The sequence below is a fragment of the Streptomyces sp. NBC_01478 genome (assembly GCF_036227225.1).
Taxonomy (GTDB): domain Bacteria; phylum Actinomycetota; class Actinomycetes; order Streptomycetales; family Streptomycetaceae; genus Streptomyces.
In genome coordinates, this window is the sequence record NZ_CP109444.1 from 3,436,017 (window position 1) to 3,453,220 (window position 17,204).

General features: G+C 68.1%; 17 protein-coding genes and 1 riboswitch. Of the genes, 3 read left to right on the plus strand and 14 right to left on the minus strand.

Annotated elements, in window-relative coordinates; translation table 11 throughout:
• Positions 1-77 precede the first annotated feature (77 nt).
• The 3 genes from OG223_RS15505 to OG223_RS15515 all read right to left on the minus strand — a co-directional run bounded on the left by OG223_RS15505 (position 78) and on the right by OG223_RS15515 (position 2,944).
• Positions 78-1,112: a C40 family peptidase gene (locus OG223_RS15505; RefSeq protein WP_329248042.1), complete on the minus strand. Its 1,035-nt coding sequence runs from the start codon at positions 1,110-1,112 to the stop codon at positions 78-80.
• A gap of 210 nt (positions 1,113-1,322) precedes the next feature.
• Positions 1,323-2,666 carry an NYN domain-containing protein gene (locus OG223_RS15510; RefSeq protein WP_329248044.1) on the minus strand — a complete coding sequence of 448 codons (1,344 nt, stop codon included), beginning with the start codon at positions 2,664-2,666 and terminating at the stop codon, positions 1,323-1,325.
• Between the two features lie 38 nt (positions 2,667-2,704).
• Positions 2,705-2,944 (minus strand): hypothetical protein, encoded by a 240-nt coding sequence (locus OG223_RS15515; protein WP_019067815.1) that lies wholly within the window; start codon positions 2,942-2,944, stop codon positions 2,705-2,707.
• A 161-nt stretch (positions 2,945-3,105) separates the two neighbouring features.
• Here OG223_RS15515 and OG223_RS15520 point away from each other — a divergent pair, with 161 nt between their 5' ends.
• Together OG223_RS15520 and OG223_RS15525 are read left to right on the plus strand one after the other, a co-directional pair.
• A complete protein-coding gene (locus tag OG223_RS15520; RefSeq protein ID WP_329248048.1) occupies positions 3,106-3,891 on the plus strand; it encodes a rhomboid family intramembrane serine protease in 786 nt (261 codons plus the stop codon).
• Positions 3,888-4,169, plus strand: a complete 282-nt coding sequence (locus OG223_RS15525; protein WP_019062383.1) for an Lrp/AsnC family transcriptional regulator — start codon at positions 3,888-3,890, stop codon at positions 4,167-4,169. The genes OG223_RS15520 and OG223_RS15525 overlap by 4 nt, the downstream gene beginning before the upstream one ends.
• Here OG223_RS15525 and OG223_RS15530 read toward each other — a convergent pair.
• From OG223_RS15530 to ctaE, 7 genes are all read right to left on the minus strand, one after another.
• Positions 4,166-4,846 carry a hypothetical protein gene (locus tag OG223_RS15530; protein ID WP_329248051.1) on the minus strand — a complete coding sequence of 227 codons (681 nt, stop codon included), beginning with the start codon at positions 4,844-4,846 and terminating at the stop codon, positions 4,166-4,168. The genes OG223_RS15525 and OG223_RS15530 overlap by 4 nt on opposite strands.
• A gap of 10 nt (positions 4,847-4,856) precedes the next feature.
• Positions 4,857-6,218: an aminotransferase class V-fold PLP-dependent enzyme gene (locus tag OG223_RS15535; RefSeq protein WP_329248054.1), complete on the minus strand. Its 1,362-nt coding sequence runs from the start codon at positions 6,216-6,218 to the stop codon at positions 4,857-4,859.
• Between the two features lie 166 nt (positions 6,219-6,384).
• Positions 6,385-6,501: riboswitch (SAM riboswitch) on the minus strand.
• 76 nt (positions 6,502-6,577) lie between these two features.
• The gene (trpD, locus tag OG223_RS15540) at positions 6,578-7,642 is read right to left on the minus strand and encodes an anthranilate phosphoribosyltransferase (RefSeq protein ID WP_329248058.1); all 1,065 of its coding nucleotides are present in this window, start codon (positions 7,640-7,642) and stop codon (positions 6,578-6,580) included.
• 135 nt (positions 7,643-7,777) lie between these two features.
• Positions 7,778-9,412, minus strand: a complete 1,635-nt coding sequence (gene qcrB, locus OG223_RS15545) for a cytochrome bc1 complex cytochrome b subunit (protein WP_329248061.1) — start codon at positions 9,410-9,412, stop codon at positions 7,778-7,780.
• The gene (gene qcrA / locus OG223_RS15550; protein WP_329248065.1) at positions 9,409-10,464 is read right to left on the minus strand and encodes a cytochrome bc1 complex Rieske iron-sulfur subunit; all 1,056 of its coding nucleotides are present in this window, start codon (positions 10,462-10,464) and stop codon (positions 9,409-9,411) included. Before qcrA ends, qcrB begins: the two co-directional genes overlap by 4 nt.
• Entirely contained in the window at positions 10,461-11,270 is an 810-nt protein-coding gene (gene qcrC, locus OG223_RS15555; protein WP_329248068.1) for a cytochrome bc1 complex diheme cytochrome c subunit, read from the minus strand. The genes qcrA and qcrC overlap by 4 nt, the downstream gene beginning before the upstream one ends.
• Before the next feature lie 80 nt (positions 11,271-11,350).
• On the minus strand, positions 11,351-11,971 hold the full coding sequence (gene ctaE, locus OG223_RS15560) for an aa3-type cytochrome oxidase subunit III (RefSeq protein ID WP_019067823.1): 621 nt from the start codon (positions 11,969-11,971) through the stop codon (positions 11,351-11,353).
• A gap of 157 nt (positions 11,972-12,128) precedes the next feature.
• On the opposite strand from ctaE, the gene OG223_RS15565 reads away from it, so the two are divergent.
• Complete coding sequence (locus OG223_RS15565; RefSeq protein ID WP_329248071.1) at positions 12,129-12,530, plus strand: hypothetical protein; 402 nt, start codon at positions 12,129-12,131, stop codon at positions 12,528-12,530.
• 106 nt (positions 12,531-12,636) lie between these two features.
• Here the strand turns inward: OG223_RS15565 and OG223_RS15570 are convergent, their stop codons facing one another.
• The 4 genes from OG223_RS15570 to ctaC form a co-directional block, all read right to left on the minus strand.
• A complete protein-coding gene (locus OG223_RS15570; RefSeq protein ID WP_329248074.1) occupies positions 12,637-13,902 on the minus strand; it encodes a L,D-transpeptidase in 1,266 nt (421 codons plus the stop codon).
• Positions 13,903-14,032: 130 nt separating this feature from the next.
• Positions 14,033-14,431 carry a cytochrome c oxidase subunit 4 gene (locus OG223_RS15575; RefSeq protein WP_329248077.1) on the minus strand — a complete coding sequence of 133 codons (399 nt, stop codon included), beginning with the start codon at positions 14,429-14,431 and terminating at the stop codon, positions 14,033-14,035.
• Positions 14,428-16,164 carry an aa3-type cytochrome oxidase subunit I gene (ctaD, locus tag OG223_RS15580; protein WP_329248080.1) on the minus strand — a complete coding sequence of 579 codons (1,737 nt, stop codon included), beginning with the start codon at positions 16,162-16,164 and terminating at the stop codon, positions 14,428-14,430. The genes OG223_RS15575 and ctaD overlap by 4 nt, the downstream gene beginning before the upstream one ends.
• Positions 16,161-17,120, minus strand: coding sequence for an aa3-type cytochrome oxidase subunit II (ctaC, locus tag OG223_RS15585; RefSeq protein ID WP_329248083.1), 960 nt, complete (start codon positions 17,118-17,120; stop codon positions 16,161-16,163). The genes ctaD and ctaC overlap by 4 nt, the downstream gene beginning before the upstream one ends.
• Between the last annotated feature and the right edge of the window lie 84 nt (positions 17,121-17,204).

Genomic DNA, 17,204 nt, shown 5'->3' on the forward strand with positions numbered 1-17,204 from the left:
GTCAGTGTGGTGTGTCGCGATTCGCCCGTTCGGGCGGTGCCGCGGGGCCGGTTTCGGTCGGACCGGGCCAGATCAAATCAGATCCGGACGCCGAACTCGAACGTCATGTTGCCGATCGACTCGTAGCGCACCACGGCACCGGTGTGCGGGGCGTGCAGCACCTGGCCGTTGCCCGCGTAGAGGCCGACGTGGTGGTAGTCGCCGTAGAAGATGACCAGGTCGCCGACCTTGAGGTCGCTCTGGCTGTAGATGCGGGTGCCGGCGTTCGCCTGGGCCTCGGACGTGCGGGGTATGGAGACGCCGGCCTGCGCGTAGGCCCAGGAGGTGAGGCCCGAGCAGTCGAAGGAGGACGGTCCGGAGGCGCCGTAGACGTACGGCGAGCCGATCACGGACTGGGCGGCGGCGAAGGCGGAGGCGGCCCGACCGGAGGCGGAACCGGTGTTGCCGAGGTCCACCCGCGAGCTGGAGCGGCTGGCGGCCTGCGCCTGCTGCGCGTCCAGGGCCGCCTTCTCCTTGGCGGTCAGGGTGTTGAGCAGTTTGTTGGCCGCGGCCAGCTTGGCCTTGACCTCGTCCTTCTTCTTCTTGAGCTCGGTGCGGGTGGCGGAGAGGTCCTTGAGCTTGGTGCTCGCCTCCGCGCGCTCCTGCGCGAGTTCACGCTGCTTGCCCTGGATCTTCGTCAGCGCCTCGACCTGCTGGGCGCTCAACTGGTCCATCGTGGACGCCTTGTCGAGGTAGTCGTCCGGGTCCGAGGACAGGAAGAGCTGGATCGAGGGGTCGATGCCCCCGGTGCGGTACTGGGCGCTCGCCATCGTGCCGAGGCCGTCCCGGAGCTTGTTGAGCTCCTCCTGGCCGCGGGCGACGTTGTCCTGGATGGTGGAGATCTCCTTCTGGAGCTTCTCCTGCTTCTCCTGGGCCCCGTCGAGCTTCTCGGTGGCCTGCTCGGCCTGCTCGTAGAGGGCGTCGACCTTCGCCTTGACCTCGTCCTTGCTGGGCTTCTCGCTCGGCGCGGCATTGGCGGCCTGAGCGCTGAAGGCAACGGCGGCAGCGGCTGCGGTGGTGAGCACAGTGACGCGCGTGCGGCTCGGCTGCTTCGGTCGACGATGGGACGCCACGGAGTCGAGCTCCTTCTATTGAGTGATCACCCGTTCGGAGGTTCGAGGCCTGACCCTAGTGACGTTCCTGTGATCAGTTCAAATCCTCACACGAAAAAATGCCGTCACTCAAAGCATTCTTTGCACATAACCAACATGCAGTGATGGTCGATTGACGCTACGTTGCGTGACGGTTCGGTCAATTCCGGCATTAAACCTGTACGTTGACCTTCACGACAGTCGCTTGAGGAGTACCGCAGAAGCGACGGGCCGGGCGCCCACCTTCGCGATGCCGTCGGCCACCTCGCGGTCGGTCGACGCGACGATGACGGGCCGGCCCGGCGGCTCCGCGCGCACCAACTGGCGGATCAACTCGTCGGCGGTGACGCCCGGTTTGGAGAACAGCACCCGCACTCCGCGCGGCGGCGCGAGCAGCACGGGCGCGGCCAGCTCGGCCCCGTCGAAGACACAGGTGACCTCGGCGCCGGTCTGCGCGGCGAGCTGCGAGAGCTGCCCGAGCAGCCTCAACCGCTGCTTCTCCAGGGGCATTTGGGGATAGCCGGTCTTGGTGACGTTGTAGCCGTCGACGACCAGGTGGGCCTGCGGCAGCGCGAGCAGTTGGTCGAGGATCGCCGGGTCGTTCTCGGACAGCGCCCGCGCGGCGATGTCCTTCGGGGTCATTCGTCCCGGTTCGACCGCGTCGACGGTCTCGGCGGGGCGTACGGAGACGGGCGGCAGCGCCAGTTCCCGCCGCAGCCCCTGGGCCGCCTCCAGCACGGTGTCGAGCAGCAGGCGCACCCGCATGTCCTCGACGCTGCGCCCCTCGCGGGCCGCCTTGCGGGTGGCCTCGAGGGCCGCCTCCGCCTCGGCGAGCCGGGCCTTGAGGCGCCGGCCCTCGCTCTCGGCGGCGGACAACTGGGTCTGGCCCTCGGCGCGCGCGGTGTCCGTCTCGGCGCGCAGCTTGCGCAGGGCGGCCTCGCCGCGCTTGACGTCGCTGTGGGCGGCACGCAGCTTGCGGTGCAGCGACTCCGCTTCCTTCTTCGCCGTGTCCAGCTCGGTGCGCAGCCGCTCGGTCTCGCTGCGGGTCGCGTCCCGCGCCTGCGCCAACTCCGCGCGCAGCCGCTCCAGTTCGGCCCGGCTCTCCTCGTCGGCGCGCTCGGCGTCGGCACGCAGCGCCTCCTCGCCGGCGGCGGTCACCAGCTTCACCCAGCCGGTGGGGCGCAGAACATAGGCCGCGGCCGCCACGTCGAGCGGGTCCGCGGCCGGGGGCGGCGAGCCGGAGTCGAGCGCGCCGGTGAGCTCCGACTGGGCCTCTCTCAGCTTCTCCCCGATCCGCTGCCGGAACAGCGGATCGGTCTCCAGAGCGGCGGCCATGGCATTGCCGGCGAACTTGGCGCGCCGGTTGGGGGCGAAGCGGGCGTACTGTCGTAGCTGCGCGGGCAGTTCGGAGACGGTGAGGCCGCCGAAGCCGTCCGACACGATCTGTACGACTCTCCTGCGCACGCCGTCGGGCAGCGGGCGGTCGAGCACCTCGGCGGCGCCGTCGCCCGGCCCCCCGCCTGAGTTCTCCACCATCCCTCACACCCCAACTGTCTGTGCGGGGCCACTCCCTCTCAGGAGCCGGCGCCCGGCCTGTCCACGAGTTCCACCTGATCCACGGCGTTGCACCAGCGGCAGCGCACCGACTCGATGGTCTCACTGACCACCTCGCGCTCCTCCACCTTCGGCTCACCCGCCAGGTCCAGGTGGAGGTACTCCACGACCTTCGACGAACGCGTCACGTCGAAGCGCGTGAGGTTGCCGCAGAGGGTGCAGCGCCACCGCGTCGAGGCGGTCGGCAGGGGAACCGTCATCGTGGCTGTCCGCTTCCTTCTCGTTCAAGTTTCCGTGATCGCCGGTTTCCCCGGCGAATGTGACTCGTAACCCTACGGCCTGGCGGGTACTCGCCGCTCGGCCGTCCACAGCGGCGATTCACTCTGCCCCGTTGTGTCCCCTTACGTCATGCTCTGTGTCCATGATCAGCAACTGGGGAACAGCGGGCGTCCGGGCCATCCGGAACACCTCGGCACCGATGACATACGCCCTGATCGGCCTGTGCTGCCTGATCTTCGTCCTCGGCCCGGCCTCGGGTTTCGTCCCGTCCTACGGCACCGGGGACGCGCTGCTCGCCGCGCAGCGGGCGTACTTCCGCCGCTGGGGTGTGGTCCCGGCCGACCTGTTCGCGAGCCCGGCCCGAGAGGCCCTGACCCCGGTCACGGCCCTCTTCGTCCACGGGAGCTGGATCCATCTCCTCGGCAACATGCTCTTCCTCTACGTCTTCGGAGCGATGACCGAGGAGCGACTGGGCCGGGTCGAGTTCACCCTGTTCTACGTGGGCTGCGGCTACCTGGCGCTGCTGGGGTACGCGGTGGCCAACGCCGACTCCGCGCAGTCCCTCGTCGGCGCGTCCGGGGCGATCTCGGCGGTCCTCGGGGCGTTCCTGTACTTGTTCCCCCGGGCCCGGGTGACGAGCCTCCTCCCCTTCCTCCTCTTCCTGCCGCTGCGCTTCCCCGCGTGGGTCGTGCTGCCGTTCTGGGTGGCCCTCCAGTGGCTGGCGGCGGGCCAGGCCGCGCAGGGGCCGGGGGTGGCGTACCTCGCCCACCTGGTGGGCTTCACGCTGGGGTTCGGCTACGCGTGGGTGAGATTCAGGAAAAAGAAGGGCCCGAGGGGCGGCCTGGGAAGGGCGGTGGTGGGAGACGGGCGGGCGACTAGAGTGAAACCCGCCCCAGCAACGGTCCCCGAGGGAGAGAACCAGCCGTGATCACCGCGATCGTCCTCATCAAGACCAGCGTGGACCGGATTCCGGAGATCGCCGAGTCGATCGCCGCGCTCGAATCTGTGAGCGAGGTCTTCTCTGTCACCGGTACGTACGACTTGATCGCGATGGTGCGGGTGCGGCAGCACGAGGATCTGGCCGAGGTCATCCCCGGGCGGATCAGCAAGATCCCCGGGGTGGAGGGGACGGACACGCACGTGGCGTTCCGGACGTACTCGCAGCACGACCTCGAGGCGGCGTTCGCGATCGGGCTGGACTCCTAGCGGGCGCCCAGCCGCTTCCACAGGGTGACCAGCGCGCCCCAGTTCACGACCTCCCAGGCCGGCAGCTCGGTGCGGTGACCGTCACCGCCCCGCAGCGAGAGCCGGGCGTCCCGCCGCTTCGGCCACCACGACGACGGCACCGACCAGTCGGGCAGATCGGCATCGAGCCGCGGCTCCCGCAGGTCGGCCCACCGGTGGGCCGACAGCCCGCCCGGGACGAACAAGCCGTCCGCGTCGGCGGTGAGGGGGCCGAAGGTGACCTGCCCGCCCGCTTCGAGGCGGTTCAACAGCGCGGGCACCTGCGCGTCCGCCACCCGCTGCCGGACGTGCTCGACGGCGGACCGTATCCGCTGGTTCTCGGGGCGGTCCTGGTCCGCCGAGCCGACCTGGATCTGCCACTCGTCGACAATGAAGGCCTGTTCCACCCCGTCGGCGAAGCGCAGCCGGTGCCGGTGTCCGCAGACGTACCAACCGATGCCGTGTCGCTCGTCCTGTCCGACGGTCACGTCCATGGTGGAACGCCAGTGCGTCACGTCCGCCCAGCGGCGGGGCCGCCCGTCGGGGACCAGGACGAGCCCCTCCTCGTACAGATGGACCGGTCTGCCGCCGAGGAGCCGCGGCAGCCGTCGTACGACCGCCTCGATCAGCGGCTCGCCCAGTCCCGTCGGGGTGCTCACCCCTGGATGGTCACACGGCGGGCACGCAACGGCCGTCCTGCGTGCGGTAGTTCCACTTCGCGCCGTCGGTCACGAGTTCCCGTACCGCCGTCACGAAGCGCTCGACGTGCTCGTCCGGGGTGCCCGCGCCGAAGCTCACGCGGATCGCGTTGAGGGACTTCTCGCCGGGGGCCGCCTCGGGGGCTCCGCACTCGCCCTGGGTCTGGGGGTCGCTGCCGAGCAGGGTGCGGACGAGGGGGTGGGCGCAGAAGAGGCCGTCGCGGACGCCGATGCCGTACTCGGCGGAGAGGGCGGCGGCGAAGTGGGAGCTGTTCCAGCCGTCGACGACGAAGGAGATGACGCCGACGCGCGGGGCGTCGTCGCCGAAGAGGGACAGGACCTTGACCTGCGGGACCTCGGCCAGGCCGGCCCGCACCTTCTCGATCAGGTACTGCTCGCGGGCCACCAGCGTGTCGAAGCCCGCCTCGGTCAGCGCCTTGCAGGCCGACGCGATGGAGTAGGCGCCGATGACGTTCGGGGAGCCGGCCTCGTGCCGCGCGGCGCTGTCGTGCCACTCCACGTCCACTCCCCCGTCCTCGCGCCGGGTGACCTTGCGGCTGGCGCCGCCGCCGGCGAGGTAGGGGTCGGCCGCCTGGAGCCAGTCGGCGCGGCCGGCCAGGATGCCGGAGCCGAAGGGGGCGTAGAGCTTGTGGCCGGAGAAGGCGATCCAGTCGACGTCGAGGTCCTGGACGGACACCGGGTGGTGCGGGGCGAGTTGGGCGGCGTCCAGGACGATCCGGGCGCCGTGGGCATGCGCGGCGGCGGCGAGTTCGCGGACGGGCCACAGCTCGCCGGTGACGTTCGAGGCGCCGGTGACGCAGACCAGGGCCGGGCCGTGAGGGTCCCTCGCAGCGAGGGCCTGCTCCAGGGTTTCCACGGCCTGGCGCGGGGTGCGCGGGGCGTTGAGGTAGGTGACCTCGGCGTCCTTCCACGGCAACAGGGACGCGTGGTGCTCGGTCTCGAAGACGAAGACCTGGCAGCCGGCGGGGAGGGCCGCGGCGAGGAGGTTGAGGGAGTCCGTGGTCGAGCGGGTGAAGATCAGTTGGTCGTCCGGGCGGCAGTCCAGGAACTCCTCGACCGTCCTGCGGGCGTTCTCGAACAGGTCGGTGGAGAGCTGCGAGAGGTAGCCGGCGCCGCGGTGGACGCTGCCGTAGTACGGGGCGTAGGCCGCCACGTCGTCCCAGACGCGCTGGAGGGCGGGAGCGCTGGCCGCGTAGTCGAGCGCCGCGTAGGTGACCTCGCCGCCCGTCACGAGCGGGACGGTGACATCCCGGCCCAGAACGGGCAGCGGGGGACAAACGGTCTGGACGACGGCAGCGGTGGAGACAGACATGGCGAACTCCCGTGAGAGGCAAGGCGGAACCACCGTGCGAGCGCGGACGACTCAAGCACGGAGGAGGGTGAAAGGGGGTATGCGGAGGCGGGGCTCGACGCCCTACCGCATTCGCTTGCTCACAGAGGGCTCCCTCGATGACCAGGACCCCTGGTGTCTTTCGAGGGGCCCGCGCTTGCCGCAGACCTCGCTGCCTACGGCCTGGTCTTCACCCGGGGCACCCCGCCACGGACGGAGGGTTGCCGGACAGTCGGCCGGGGCCTCATGACTGTCACTCATGACCTGGTCGGAAAACTTACGTGAGGTGATCGCCGTCCCGCAACCCGTGTCCGGATCGCGGGACGACAACCCCCGTGGTGCTACGCGTTGCTGGCCGCGACCCAGCGCTCCAGGGTCCGCTTGGCGGCCCCCGAGTCGATCGACTCCGCCGCCTTCTCCATCCCGGACCGGATCCGGTCCGCCAACGGCCCGTCCGCCGCCTCCAGGGCCACCAGGGCGGCCGCCGAGTTCAGGAGTACGGCGTCCCGTACGGGGCCCGTCTCGCCGTCCAGGAGGCGGCGGGCGACGCCCGCGTTGTACTCGGGGTCGGCGCCGCGCAGGGCCTCCACCGGGACCAGTTCGAGGCCGACGTCCCTCGGGTCGAAGGACTCCTCGGTGACCTTGCCGTCGCGGACGATCCAGACCCGGGAGGTGGCGGTGGTCGTCAGCTCGTCGAGGCCGTCGTCGCCGCGGAACACCAGCGCGGAGGAGCCGCGTTCGGCCAGCACGCCCGCGATGAGCCCGGCCATGCGGGTGTCGAAGCAGCCGACCGCCGACGAGGTGACCTTGGCCGGGTTGGTGAGCGGGCCGAGGAGGTTGAACGCGGTCGGAATCCCCAGCGCCCCCCGGACCGCGCCGACGAACCGCATCGAGGGGTGGAACTTGGCCGCGAAGCAGAAGGTGATCCCGGCCTCGTCCGCCACCCGCGCAACCTGCTCGGTCGGCAGGTTCAGGTTGATGCCGAGCTTCTCCAGCACGTCGGATGAGCCGCTCGCGGAGGACGCGGCGCGGTTGCCGTGCTTGACGACCTTCGCGCCGGTGCCCGCGATCACGATGGCCGACATGGTCGAGATGTTGACCGTCTTGGCCCGGTCCCCGCCGGTGCCGACGATGTCGACGGCCGGTCCCGGGATGTGCAGCGGCTTCGCGTGGGCGTACATCGTCTCCACGAGACCGGTGATCTCGTCGACCGTCTCGCCCTTGGCCCGCAGCGCCACCAGGAAGCCGGCGATCTGCGCGTCCGCCGCCTCACCGCTCATGATGCGGTCCATCGCCCATGCCGTGTCGGCGGTGCTCAGGTCCTGTCCGGCCAGCAGCGCGCTCAGTACGTCCGGCCAGGAACGGGCCGCCGCGGTGTCGCCTCCAGCGGGGGTCACAGCGCTCATACGGCCGCTCCTGGGTGTCGTACTTCAAATAATGGTGTGTGCTCGGCTCACCCTATCCAGCGCGGGACACGGCGAAGGGCCCCGTCCGGTGTTCGGACGGGGCCCTTCGACTGTGGCGTGGCGACGCCTCAGCGATCAGTGGTGGCCGTGGCCGCTCGTGATCTCCTTGTACTCCTCGACGGTGGGCTTGGGGATCTGGGACTCCTCGCCGTAGTACGCCTCGCTCAGCTTGGCGCGCAGCTTCTGGTAGCCCTTCACCTTGCGCTCGACACCGTTCTCGTCGACCGTCGCGCCGATCGCGGCCGGTGCGTACTGCTCGTGCGCGGTGAGCGTGTGCAGCGCGTCCTGGCTGAGCGGCTCGTGGATCTCGACGAACTCACCGTGCGGCAGGCGCTTGATGATGCCGGACTCGCGGCCGTGCAGCACCTTGTCCTTGTCGCGGCGCTGGAGGCCGAGGCAGACCCGCTTGGTGGCGAGGAACACGAGGACCGGCACGACGAAGAAGCCGACGCGCACGAACCAGGTGATCGAGTTGATCGACAGGTGGAAGTGCGTGGCCCAGATGTCGTTGCCGCCACCGACGAGCAGGACAAAGTACCACGAGATCCACGCGGCACCGAAGGCCGTACGGGTCGGGGCGTTGCGCGGGCGGTCCAGGATGTGGTGCTCGCGCTTGTCGCCGGTGACCCAGGACTCGATGAACGGGTAGACCGCGATCGAGACCAGGACCAGCGGGAAGATCACCAGCGGGATGAACACGCCCAGGACGAGCGTGTGGCCCCAGAAGTTGATCTCCCAGCCCGGCATGACACGGATCAGGCCCTCGGAGAAGCCCATGTACCAGTCGGGCTGGGCGCCCGTGGACACCATGTCCGGCCGGTAGGGGCCCATCGCCCAGATCGGGTTGATCGAGGCGATCGCCGCGACGGCCGCGATGACACCGAAGACCAGGAAGAAGAAGCCTCCGGCCTTGGCCATGTAGACCGGCAGCAGCGGCATGCCGACGACGTTCTTGTTCGTCTTTCCGGGACCCGCGAACTGCGTGTGCTTGTGGTAGAAGACCAGGATCAGGTGGCCGACCACCAGGCCGAGCATGATGCCCGGCAGCAGCAGGATGTGGATCGAGTAGAACCGTGCGACGAAGTCGCCGCCCGGGAACTCGCCGCCGAAGAGGAAGAACGACAGGTACGTGCCGACGATCGGCACGGACAGGACCGCGCCCTCCATGAAGCGGACACCGGTGCCGGAGAGCAGGTCGTCCGGGAGCGAGTAACCGGTGAAACCGGTGAACATGCCCAGGACGAACAGCAGGAAGCCGAACAGCCAGTTGACCTCACGCGGCTTGCGGAACGCGCCCGTGAAGAACACGCGCATCATGTGCACGAACATGCCGGCGAGGAAGATCAGCGCCGCCCAGTGGTGGATCTGGCGGATCAGCAGACCACCGCGCACATCGAAGGAGATGTGCATGGTCGAGTTGAACGCCTCCGACATGAGCTGCCCCTGGAGCGGGACATAGCTGCCGTGGTACGTCACCTCGTTCATCGACGGGTGGAAGAACAGCGTCAGATACACACCCGTGAGGATGATGATCACGAAGCTGTAGAGGCAGACCTCGCCCAACATGAACGACCAGTGGTCGGGGAAGATCTTGCGCATGTTGGTCTTGGCCAGGGAGTAGATCCCGAGCCGACCGTCCGCCCAGTCGGCGATCTTCTCGCCGGCCGGTGCTTTCTCGCGCCGCTCGTTGTTGTTCTCGTTGGTGCTCATCCGCGCTCCCAGAATGCAGGACCGACGGGCTCCTCGAAGTCGCCGAGCGCTTCGAGGTAACCCTCGTCGCTCACGCCGATGCGCAACTGCGGCAGGGCGTGACCGGCCGGGCCGAAGATCACTCGGGCACCGTCGGAGAGGTCGAAGGTGGACTGGTGGCACGGGCACAGCACGTGGTGCGTCTGCTGCTCGTACAGGGAGATCGGGCAGCCCACGTGGGTGCAGATCTTCGAGAAGGCGACGATGCCCTCGTGCGCCCACTCCAGCTCGCGCTTGTCCTTGATGTTCTCCGGCTGCAGCCGGACGATCATCAGCGCCGCCTTGGCGATCTCGGTCTGGAACTCCTCGTCGGTCTCCTCCAGGCCCTCGGGCTTGGCGAAGGTGAGCGAGCCGACGGCCACGTCCGAGGGACGCAGCGGCAGGTTCGTGTTCATGTTGACGAGCAGCTTGCCCTTGGACCAGATGGTGTGGCGGAGCTTGGTCCCGGGCAGCGGGCCCAGGTCGCGCAGCAGCATGACGCCGGAGAGCGGGAACAGGGCCAGCGCGCCGAACATCGTGTTGCGGATCAGCTTGCGACGGCCGAGCGCCGACTCCTTGGCACCCTCCTTGAAGTCGGCCATGACCTTGGCCTTGACCTCGGGGGGCGCCTCGATCGCGTGCCGCTCGTCGGCGATCTCCACGTCGGACATCAGGGTGCGGGCCCAGTGGACCGCGCCCGCGCCGATGGCGAAGAGCGCCGTACCGAGGGTCAGACCCAGCGCGAAGTTGAGCGCGTTGATGTGACCGATCGGGAAGACGAAGATCGCCTTGTCGTGCGGGATCCCCACGTACGAGGCGATGAAGCCGACGGTGGCGAGCATCGACAGCGTGAACAGGAAGGCGACGACGCGCTCGGACCGCTTGGCGGCCCGCTCGTCGATGTCCTGGACACGGTGCTCGTGCGGCGGCAGTCCCGGGTCGGCGAACGGGTCGTTCTCGTCCGCGACCGACACCGCGCCGTGCGCGTCCTGCTCAGCGGGCAGGTTCTCTTCTGGAATGTCTTGGCTACTCATGACTTCTTGGCCTTTGCGGTCCGAGCGGCGACCCAGACGGCTACCGCGATCAGCGCGCCCAGACCGAAGATCCAGGCGAAGAGACCCTCACTGACCGGACCGAGACCACCCAGCTCAAGACCGCCGGGGCTCTCGGTGTCGTCGCCGTTGACCGCGTCGAGGTACGCGATGATGTCCTTCTTGTTCTTCGACGACAGCGTGGTGTCGGGGAAGGAAGGCATGTTCTGCGGGCCGGTCTGCATGGCCTCGTAGATGTGCTTCGGGGCAACGCCTTCGAGGCTCGGCGCGAACTTGCCGTGCGTCAGCGCGCCGCCCTTGCCGGTGAAGTTGTGGCACTGGGCGCAGTTGGTGCGGAACAGCTCGCCACCCTTGGCGATGTCCGAACCCTCCGGCCCGTACTCGTTCTTCGTCGGGATGACCGGGCCGGCGCCCAGCGAGGCGATGTACGCCGCGAGCTGGTCGATCTCGGCCTGGGAGTAGATGACCTTCTTGGCCGGGATCTGAGCGCCCGGCTGCTGGGCCGGCATCCGGCCGGTGCCGACCTGGAAGTCGACCGCCGCGGCGCCGACACCCACCAGGCTCGGACCGTCGGAGGAGCCCTGACCGCCGGTGCCGTGGCAACTTGCGCAGCCGACGGCGAACAGCTTCTTGCCCTCGTCGATGGCGAGGGACTGAGCGGACTCGTCGGCCTGCGCCTTGCTCGCGGGGGCGAGCAGGCTGTACACCCCCCCGGATACCGCCAGCGCGAGGAGTAGTACGACGACCGCCGCCAGCGGATGGCGTCGTCGTGTGGAGAGCTTTTTCACGGATTACCCCGGTGTCAGGATCTTCTGCGTCGATGCTTCTGGAATGTGCGCTTCTTGGCTGCGCGCGGGATCGGGCCCGACTACTTGATCAAGTAGATCGTGGCGAAGAGGCCGATCCAGACGACATCGACGAAGTGCCAGTAGTAGGACACGACGATGGCCGCGGTCGCCTGTTCGTGAGTGAACCTCTTCGCCGCGTAGGTACGTCCGAGGACGAACAGGAAGGCGATGAGGCCGCCCGTCACGTGCATGCCGTGGAACCCGGTGGTCAGGTAGAACACCGAGCCGTACGGGTCGGAGGACAGCGACAGGCCGTCCTTCTTCACCAGCTCCGTGTACTCGAAGATCTGACCGCCGATGAAGATCGCACCCATCACGAACGTGATGATGAACCAGCCCCGGAGCTTCTTCACGTCCCCGCGCTCGGCGGCGAAGACGCCGAGCTGGCAGGTGAGGGAGGAGAGCACCAGGATCGTGGTGTTGGTCGCGGAGAACGGAAGGTTGAGATGGCTCGCCATCTCCTTCCAGTGATCCGGACCGGTCACCGATCGCAGGGTGAAGTACATCGCGAAGAGGGCCGCGAAGAACATCAGCTCGGAACTCAGCCAGATGATGGTTCCGACGCTGGTGAGGTTCGGCCGGTTGACCGACGGGTGCGCGTGCCCGGTTTCTACTGTCGTTGCTGTCGCCACGACCGACATTATGTCGGTCGCTTATCCCGCCCTCACTCCGGGGGGTGCCGTTCGGAGTGTCCGCAGCGTGTGTACTGCCCGTATGGCCCATCGCAGGGGTGTTCCAACAGGTGTTGACGGGGTGTTCAAGGGAGTAGCATCCGCGCAACGGACCTTGGGAGGAAGAATGCAGGCGACCGCCACGGTGCTGGTCTACAGCGATGACTCCAACACCCGCGAGCAGGTGCGGCTCGCCTCCGGCAGGCGGCCGGCTGCTGACGTGCCGTTGGTCGAGTTCCTGGAGTGCGCTACGCCCGCGGCGGCGTTGAAGGAGCTGGACCGGGGCGGGATCGATGTCTGTGTGTTCGACGGGGAGTCCTCGCCGATGGGGGGCATGGGGTTGTGCCGCCAGGTGAAGGACGAGGTGTTCAACTGCCCGCCGGTGCTGGTGCTCATCGGGCGGCCTCAGGATGCCTGGCTGGCCACGTGGAGCCGTGCGGACGCCGCGGTGACCCTTCCGGTGGATCCTGTTGAGTTCGCTGCCTCGCTTGCCTCTCTGTTGCGTGTGAAGCGAGCCTTGAGCGCCTAGTGGGGTGGGACGGCCCGTAGCTTGGCGGCTGCGGGCCGGTTGTGGTTGCTCGCGCCCACGCGGCGGAGCCGCACATGTCACAGCCCCGCGCCCCTTCCGGGGCGCTTCACACCGACTCTGGCCGCAAGCGCGCCGCGTCCTCCGGCCTCGGACCATCCGGGGTTCCGCCTACCAACGCGCTGCCGCCTCGCCATTTCTTCCAGCCGAGGTTCCAGTCGCCGTAGCCGTTGCCGAAGGGTTCCATGTCGTCGCCGTTGGAGTTGACGACCTTGACGACATCGCCCTGGTGGATGGTGTCGAAGAACCACTCGGCGTTGCCGGTGCTCATGCCGGTGCAGCCGTGGCTGACGTTCTCGGAGCCCTGGGAGCCCACGGACCAGGGGGCGGCGTGGACGTACTCGCCGCTCCAGGTGACCCGGGTCGCGTAGTAGACGGGGAGGTCGTACGAGTCCGAGGAGCCCTCGGAGATGCCGACGGTGGTACCGCGCATCCGTACGAAGTACTCCTTGCCCAGTACGACCTTGACGCCGTTTCGGGTCTCGAAGCCGGGCTTGCCGGTGGTGACGGGGATCTCGTTGATCTCCTCGCCGTTCTTGTAGACCGTCATCTCGTGGGACGCGGCGTCCGTCACGGCGACGATCTTGTCGCCGGTGGTGAGCTTGAGCCCCTTCGAGGCGCCGCCCCGGAGGCGGTCGCTGATCTTCACGCCGTCGAGGTCGCTGCGCACCCGGACGGTGGCGTGGGCGGGCCAGTACTCCTTGGGGCGGTAGTGGAGTTCCTTGTCGTCCACCCAGTGCCAGGCGCCCTCCACGGCGGGCACGGAGTCCACTCTGAGGGCGCGTTCCACGATGGCCCGCTGCGCCTTGTCCTTGACGGGCATGTTCAGTTCGGCGGTGACCGGCTGACCCACGCCGTACGTGCCCGTGTCCGGACCGAACTTGACGGTCAGGCTCTTCTTGGCGGTCGGCTTGGTGGTGTCGAAGGTGAGGACCTTGCGGCCGGGGGCGCCGTCCTCGTCCTCCGTGCTCACCCGGACCGTGTAGCGGGCGTTGGCGGCCAGCGGGGAGGTGCTGTGCCAGCGGGTGCCGTCGGCGGCGAGTTCGCCCGTGACGTAGCGTCCCGTGGCGTCCATGGCCGTGACGTCCGTGATCCGTCCGTCGTCACCGTCGACGGTGACGACCAGAGGCTTGTCGGGGTCGGCCTTCTTGCCGTTGCCGGACGGGCCGTTGAAGGAGATCTGCCCCGCCGCGTCGTACGGCTCGGCCGACAGCGGGTTGCCGCCGCCGGACCCGCAGGCGGTGAAGCCCGCGCCGAGCGAGATCACCAGCAGGGTGCAGCCGACGACGGTGCGGGTGCGCGGTGTGTGGCTCATGAGTCGAGGCTATGAAGGTTCGTCAACGGCGGCGCGGTGGGTGACTCGGAAGAGGGACCCGCGTTACGGCAAAAGCACGAGCCCGGACCCTCCTGACGGAGTGTCCGGGCTCGTGAGCGCTCAGCGCGTGCTACTGGGTGCGGCTCTCACCGCGGTAGTACTCGAAGACCCAGCCCCACAGGCCGATCATGATGACCGGCGCGGAGAAGTACAGCAGCCACCAGCCGATCGCGATCGACAGGAAGGCCAGCGCGCCACCGATGCCGAGCGTGAGCGGCTGCCAACTGTGCGGGCTGAAGAAGCCCACCTCGCCGGCCTCGTCCGCGACGTCGGCTTCCTTGTTGTCCTGTGCGAGGGTGTCGATCCGCCGGGCGGTGAAGCCCAGGTAGAAGCCGACCATGATGCACAGGCCGAAGGCCATGAAGAGGGCCGTGGTACCGGCCGCCTCCTTGGACCAGACGCCGTAGACGACCGCCATGACCAGCACGAAGACGGCCAGCCACATGAACATCCTGCCCTGGACCTTCACTTGCCCGCCTCCTTGCCGCCGGCGAGGGCCTTGTCAGCGTGGTGCGCGTTCTCGAGCTGGTCGAGCGCGGCGATCTCCGGGTGGTGCAGGTCGAACGCCGGGGATTCGCTGCGGATGCGCGGGAGAGTGAGGAAGTTGTGCCGCGGGGGCGGGCACGAGGTCGCCCACTCCAGCGAACGGCCGTAGCCCCACGGGTCGTCGACCTCGACCTTCTTGCCGTACTTGGCCGTCTTCCACACGTTGTAGAGGAACGGCAGGATCGACAGGCCGAGCAGGAAGGAGCTGATCGTCGAGACCGTGTTCAGGGCGGTGAAGCCGTCCTGCGCCAGGTAGTCGGCGTAGCGACGGGGCATGCCCTCGGCACCCAGCCAGTGCTGGACCAGGAAGGTGCCGTGGAAGCCGATGAACAGCGTCCAGAAGGTGATCTTGCCGAGGCGCTCGTCGAGCATCTTGCCGGTCATCTTCGGCCACCAGAAGTGGAAGCCGGAGAACATCGCGAAGACGACCGTGCCGAAGACCACGTAGTGGAAGTGGGCGACGACGAAGTACGAGTCCGAGACGTGGAAGTCCATCGGCGGCGAGGCCAGGATGACACCGGTCAGACCACCGAAGGTGAAGGTGATCAGGAAGCCGGTGGCCCAGAGCATCGGGGTCTCGAAGGACAGGGACCCCTTCCACATCGTTCCGATCCAGTTGAAGAACTTCACGCCTGTTGGCACGGCGATGAGGAACGTCATGAAGGAGAAGAACGGGAGCAAGACTCCGCCGGTGACGTACATGTGGTGGGCCCACACGGTCACGGAGAGACCCGCGATGGAGATGGTCGCGGCGATCAGGCCCATGTAGCCGAACATCGGCTTGCGGGAGAAGACCGGGATGACCTCGGAGATGATGCCGAAGAACGGCAGGGCGATGATGTACACCTCTGGATGGCCGAAGAACCAGAAGAGGTGTTGCCACAGCAATGCCCCGCCGTTGGCCGAGTCGAAGACATGTGCCCCGAATTTCCGATCCGCCTCCAGCGCGAACAGCGCGGCGGCGAGGACCGGGAAGGCCAGCAGAACGAGGACGGCGGTCAGCAGCACGTTCCACACGAAGATCGGCATGCGGAACATCGTCATGCCCGGTGCGCGCATGCAGATGATCGTGGTGATGAAGTTGACCGCGCCGAGGATCGTGCCGAAGCCGGAGAAGGCCAGACCCATGATCCACATGTCGGCGCCGATGCCCGGCGAGCGGACCGCGTCCGACAGCGGGCTGTACGCGAACCAGCCGAAGTCGGCCGCGCCCTGCGGGGTGAGGAAGCCGCCCACCGCGATCGTCGAGCCGAACAGGTAGAGCCAGTAGGCGAACATGTTCAGCCGCGGGAACGCCACGTCGGGCGCGCCGATCTGCAGCGGCATGATCCAGTTCGTGAAACCGGCGAACAGCGGCGTCGCGAACATCAGCAGCATGATCGTGCCGTGCATCGTGAACGCCTGGTTGAACTGCTCGTTCGACATGATCTGCAGACCCGGCCGGGCGAGCTCGGCACGCATCAGCAGCGCCATGACGCCGCCGATCAGGAAGAACGCGAACGACGTGACCAGATACAGCGTGCCGATCGTCTTGTGGTCGGTGGTGGTGAGCCACTTGATCACGACGTTACCGGGTTGCTTGCGCCTTACCGGCAGCTCGTCCGCGTAGTGGGACTCTGCCGCCGCGGCACCCTGAGGTTCGTTGAGGATGCTCACAGGTTGTTCGTCTCCCGGTTCTTCTCGTGGCTCGTCTGCGCGATGCCAGCGGGGATGTAACCGGTCTGCCCCTTCTTGGCAAGGTCCTTGAGGTGCTGCTGGTAGCGCTCCGGCGAGACGACCTTCACGTTGAACAGCATCCGGGAGTGGTCGACGCCGCAGAGCTCGGCGCACTTGCCGAGGTAGGTGCCCTCCTTGTTGGGAGTCACCTGGAAGGCGTTGGTGTGGCCCGGGACGACGTCCATCTTCATCAGGAACGGCACCACCCAGAAGTCGTGGATGACGTCACGTGAGGTGAGGACGAAGCGGACCGTCTCGCCCTTGGGGAGCCAGAGGGTCGGACCCGGGTTGCCGGTCTGCGGGTTCTTCGAGGCGGGCGTACCGACGTCGTAGACACCGCCGGCGTTCGCCGGGAATTCCTTCTTGAACCGGTCCGGGATGGCGGCCAGGTTCTTGTCGGTCGTCGCGTCACCACTGACACCGTCGACGTTCTCGATGTAGTTGAAGCCCCAGCTCCACTGGAAGCCCACGACGTTGACCGTCACATCGGGCTTCTTGTCGAGGCTCAGGAGCTTCGTCTCATCGCGAGCCGTGAAGTAGAACAGCACCGAGACGATGATGAGCGGGACCACCGTGTACAGCGCCTCGATGGGCATGTTGTACCGGGTCTGCGGGGGGATCTCGACCTTGGTGCGGCTGCGCCTGTGGAACATGACGCTCCACATGATCAGGGCCCACACCAGGACGCCGACCGCGAGCGCGGCAGCCCAGGATCCCTGCCACAGGGAGAGGATCCGCGGACCCTCTTCCGTGGTCGGGGTGGGGAAACCAAGGCGAGGGAAGTCCTTGGATGTGCAACCGGTCGCGGTCGCCAGGACCAGGCCCGCAGTCATTGCCTGCAGCAGCTTCCGCCGCATCGGGCGCCGCGGCGAGCGGTCGGAGCCGTTGGGACTCACGTAGCGCCTTCCCGAGAGTCTCGCCCGCGCGGATTGGCTGCGGCCTGCCTTCACGCGGGTCGGTCGCCGCCCTGCGTCGGGCAG

Excerpts from the sequence above, each read along its gene's own strand:
- OG223_RS15510 (WP_329248044.1), bottom strand. The coding sequence starts at position 2,666 with ATGGTGGAGAACTCAGGCGGGGGGCCGGGCGACGGCGCCGCCGAGGTG.
- OG223_RS15515 (WP_019067815.1), bottom strand. The coding sequence starts at position 2,944 with ATGACGGTTCCCCTGCCGACCGCCTCGACGCGGTGGCGCTGCACCCTC.
- OG223_RS15520 (WP_329248048.1), top strand. The coding sequence starts at position 3,106 with ATGATCAGCAACTGGGGAACAGCGGGCGTCCGGGCCATCCGGAACACC.
- OG223_RS15535 (WP_329248054.1), bottom strand. The coding sequence starts at position 6,218 with ATGTCTGTCTCCACCGCTGCCGTCGTCCAGACCGTTTGTCCCCCGCTG.
- trpD (WP_329248058.1), bottom strand. The coding sequence starts at position 7,642 with ATGAGCGCTGTGACCCCCGCTGGAGGCGACACCGCGGCGGCCCGTTCC.
- qcrB (WP_329248061.1), bottom strand. The coding sequence starts at position 9,412 with ATGAGCACCAACGAGAACAACAACGAGCGGCGCGAGAAAGCACCGGCC.
- qcrA (WP_329248065.1), bottom strand. The coding sequence starts at position 10,464 with ATGAGTAGCCAAGACATTCCAGAAGAGAACCTGCCCGCTGAGCAGGAC.
- ctaE (WP_019067823.1), bottom strand. The coding sequence starts at position 11,971 with ATGTCGGTCGTGGCGACAGCAACGACAGTAGAAACCGGGCACGCGCAC.
- OG223_RS15565 (WP_329248071.1), top strand. The coding sequence starts at position 12,129 with ATGCAGGCGACCGCCACGGTGCTGGTCTACAGCGATGACTCCAACACC.
- OG223_RS15570 (WP_329248074.1), bottom strand. The coding sequence starts at position 13,902 with ATGAGCCACACACCGCGCACCCGCACCGTCGTCGGCTGCACCCTGCTG.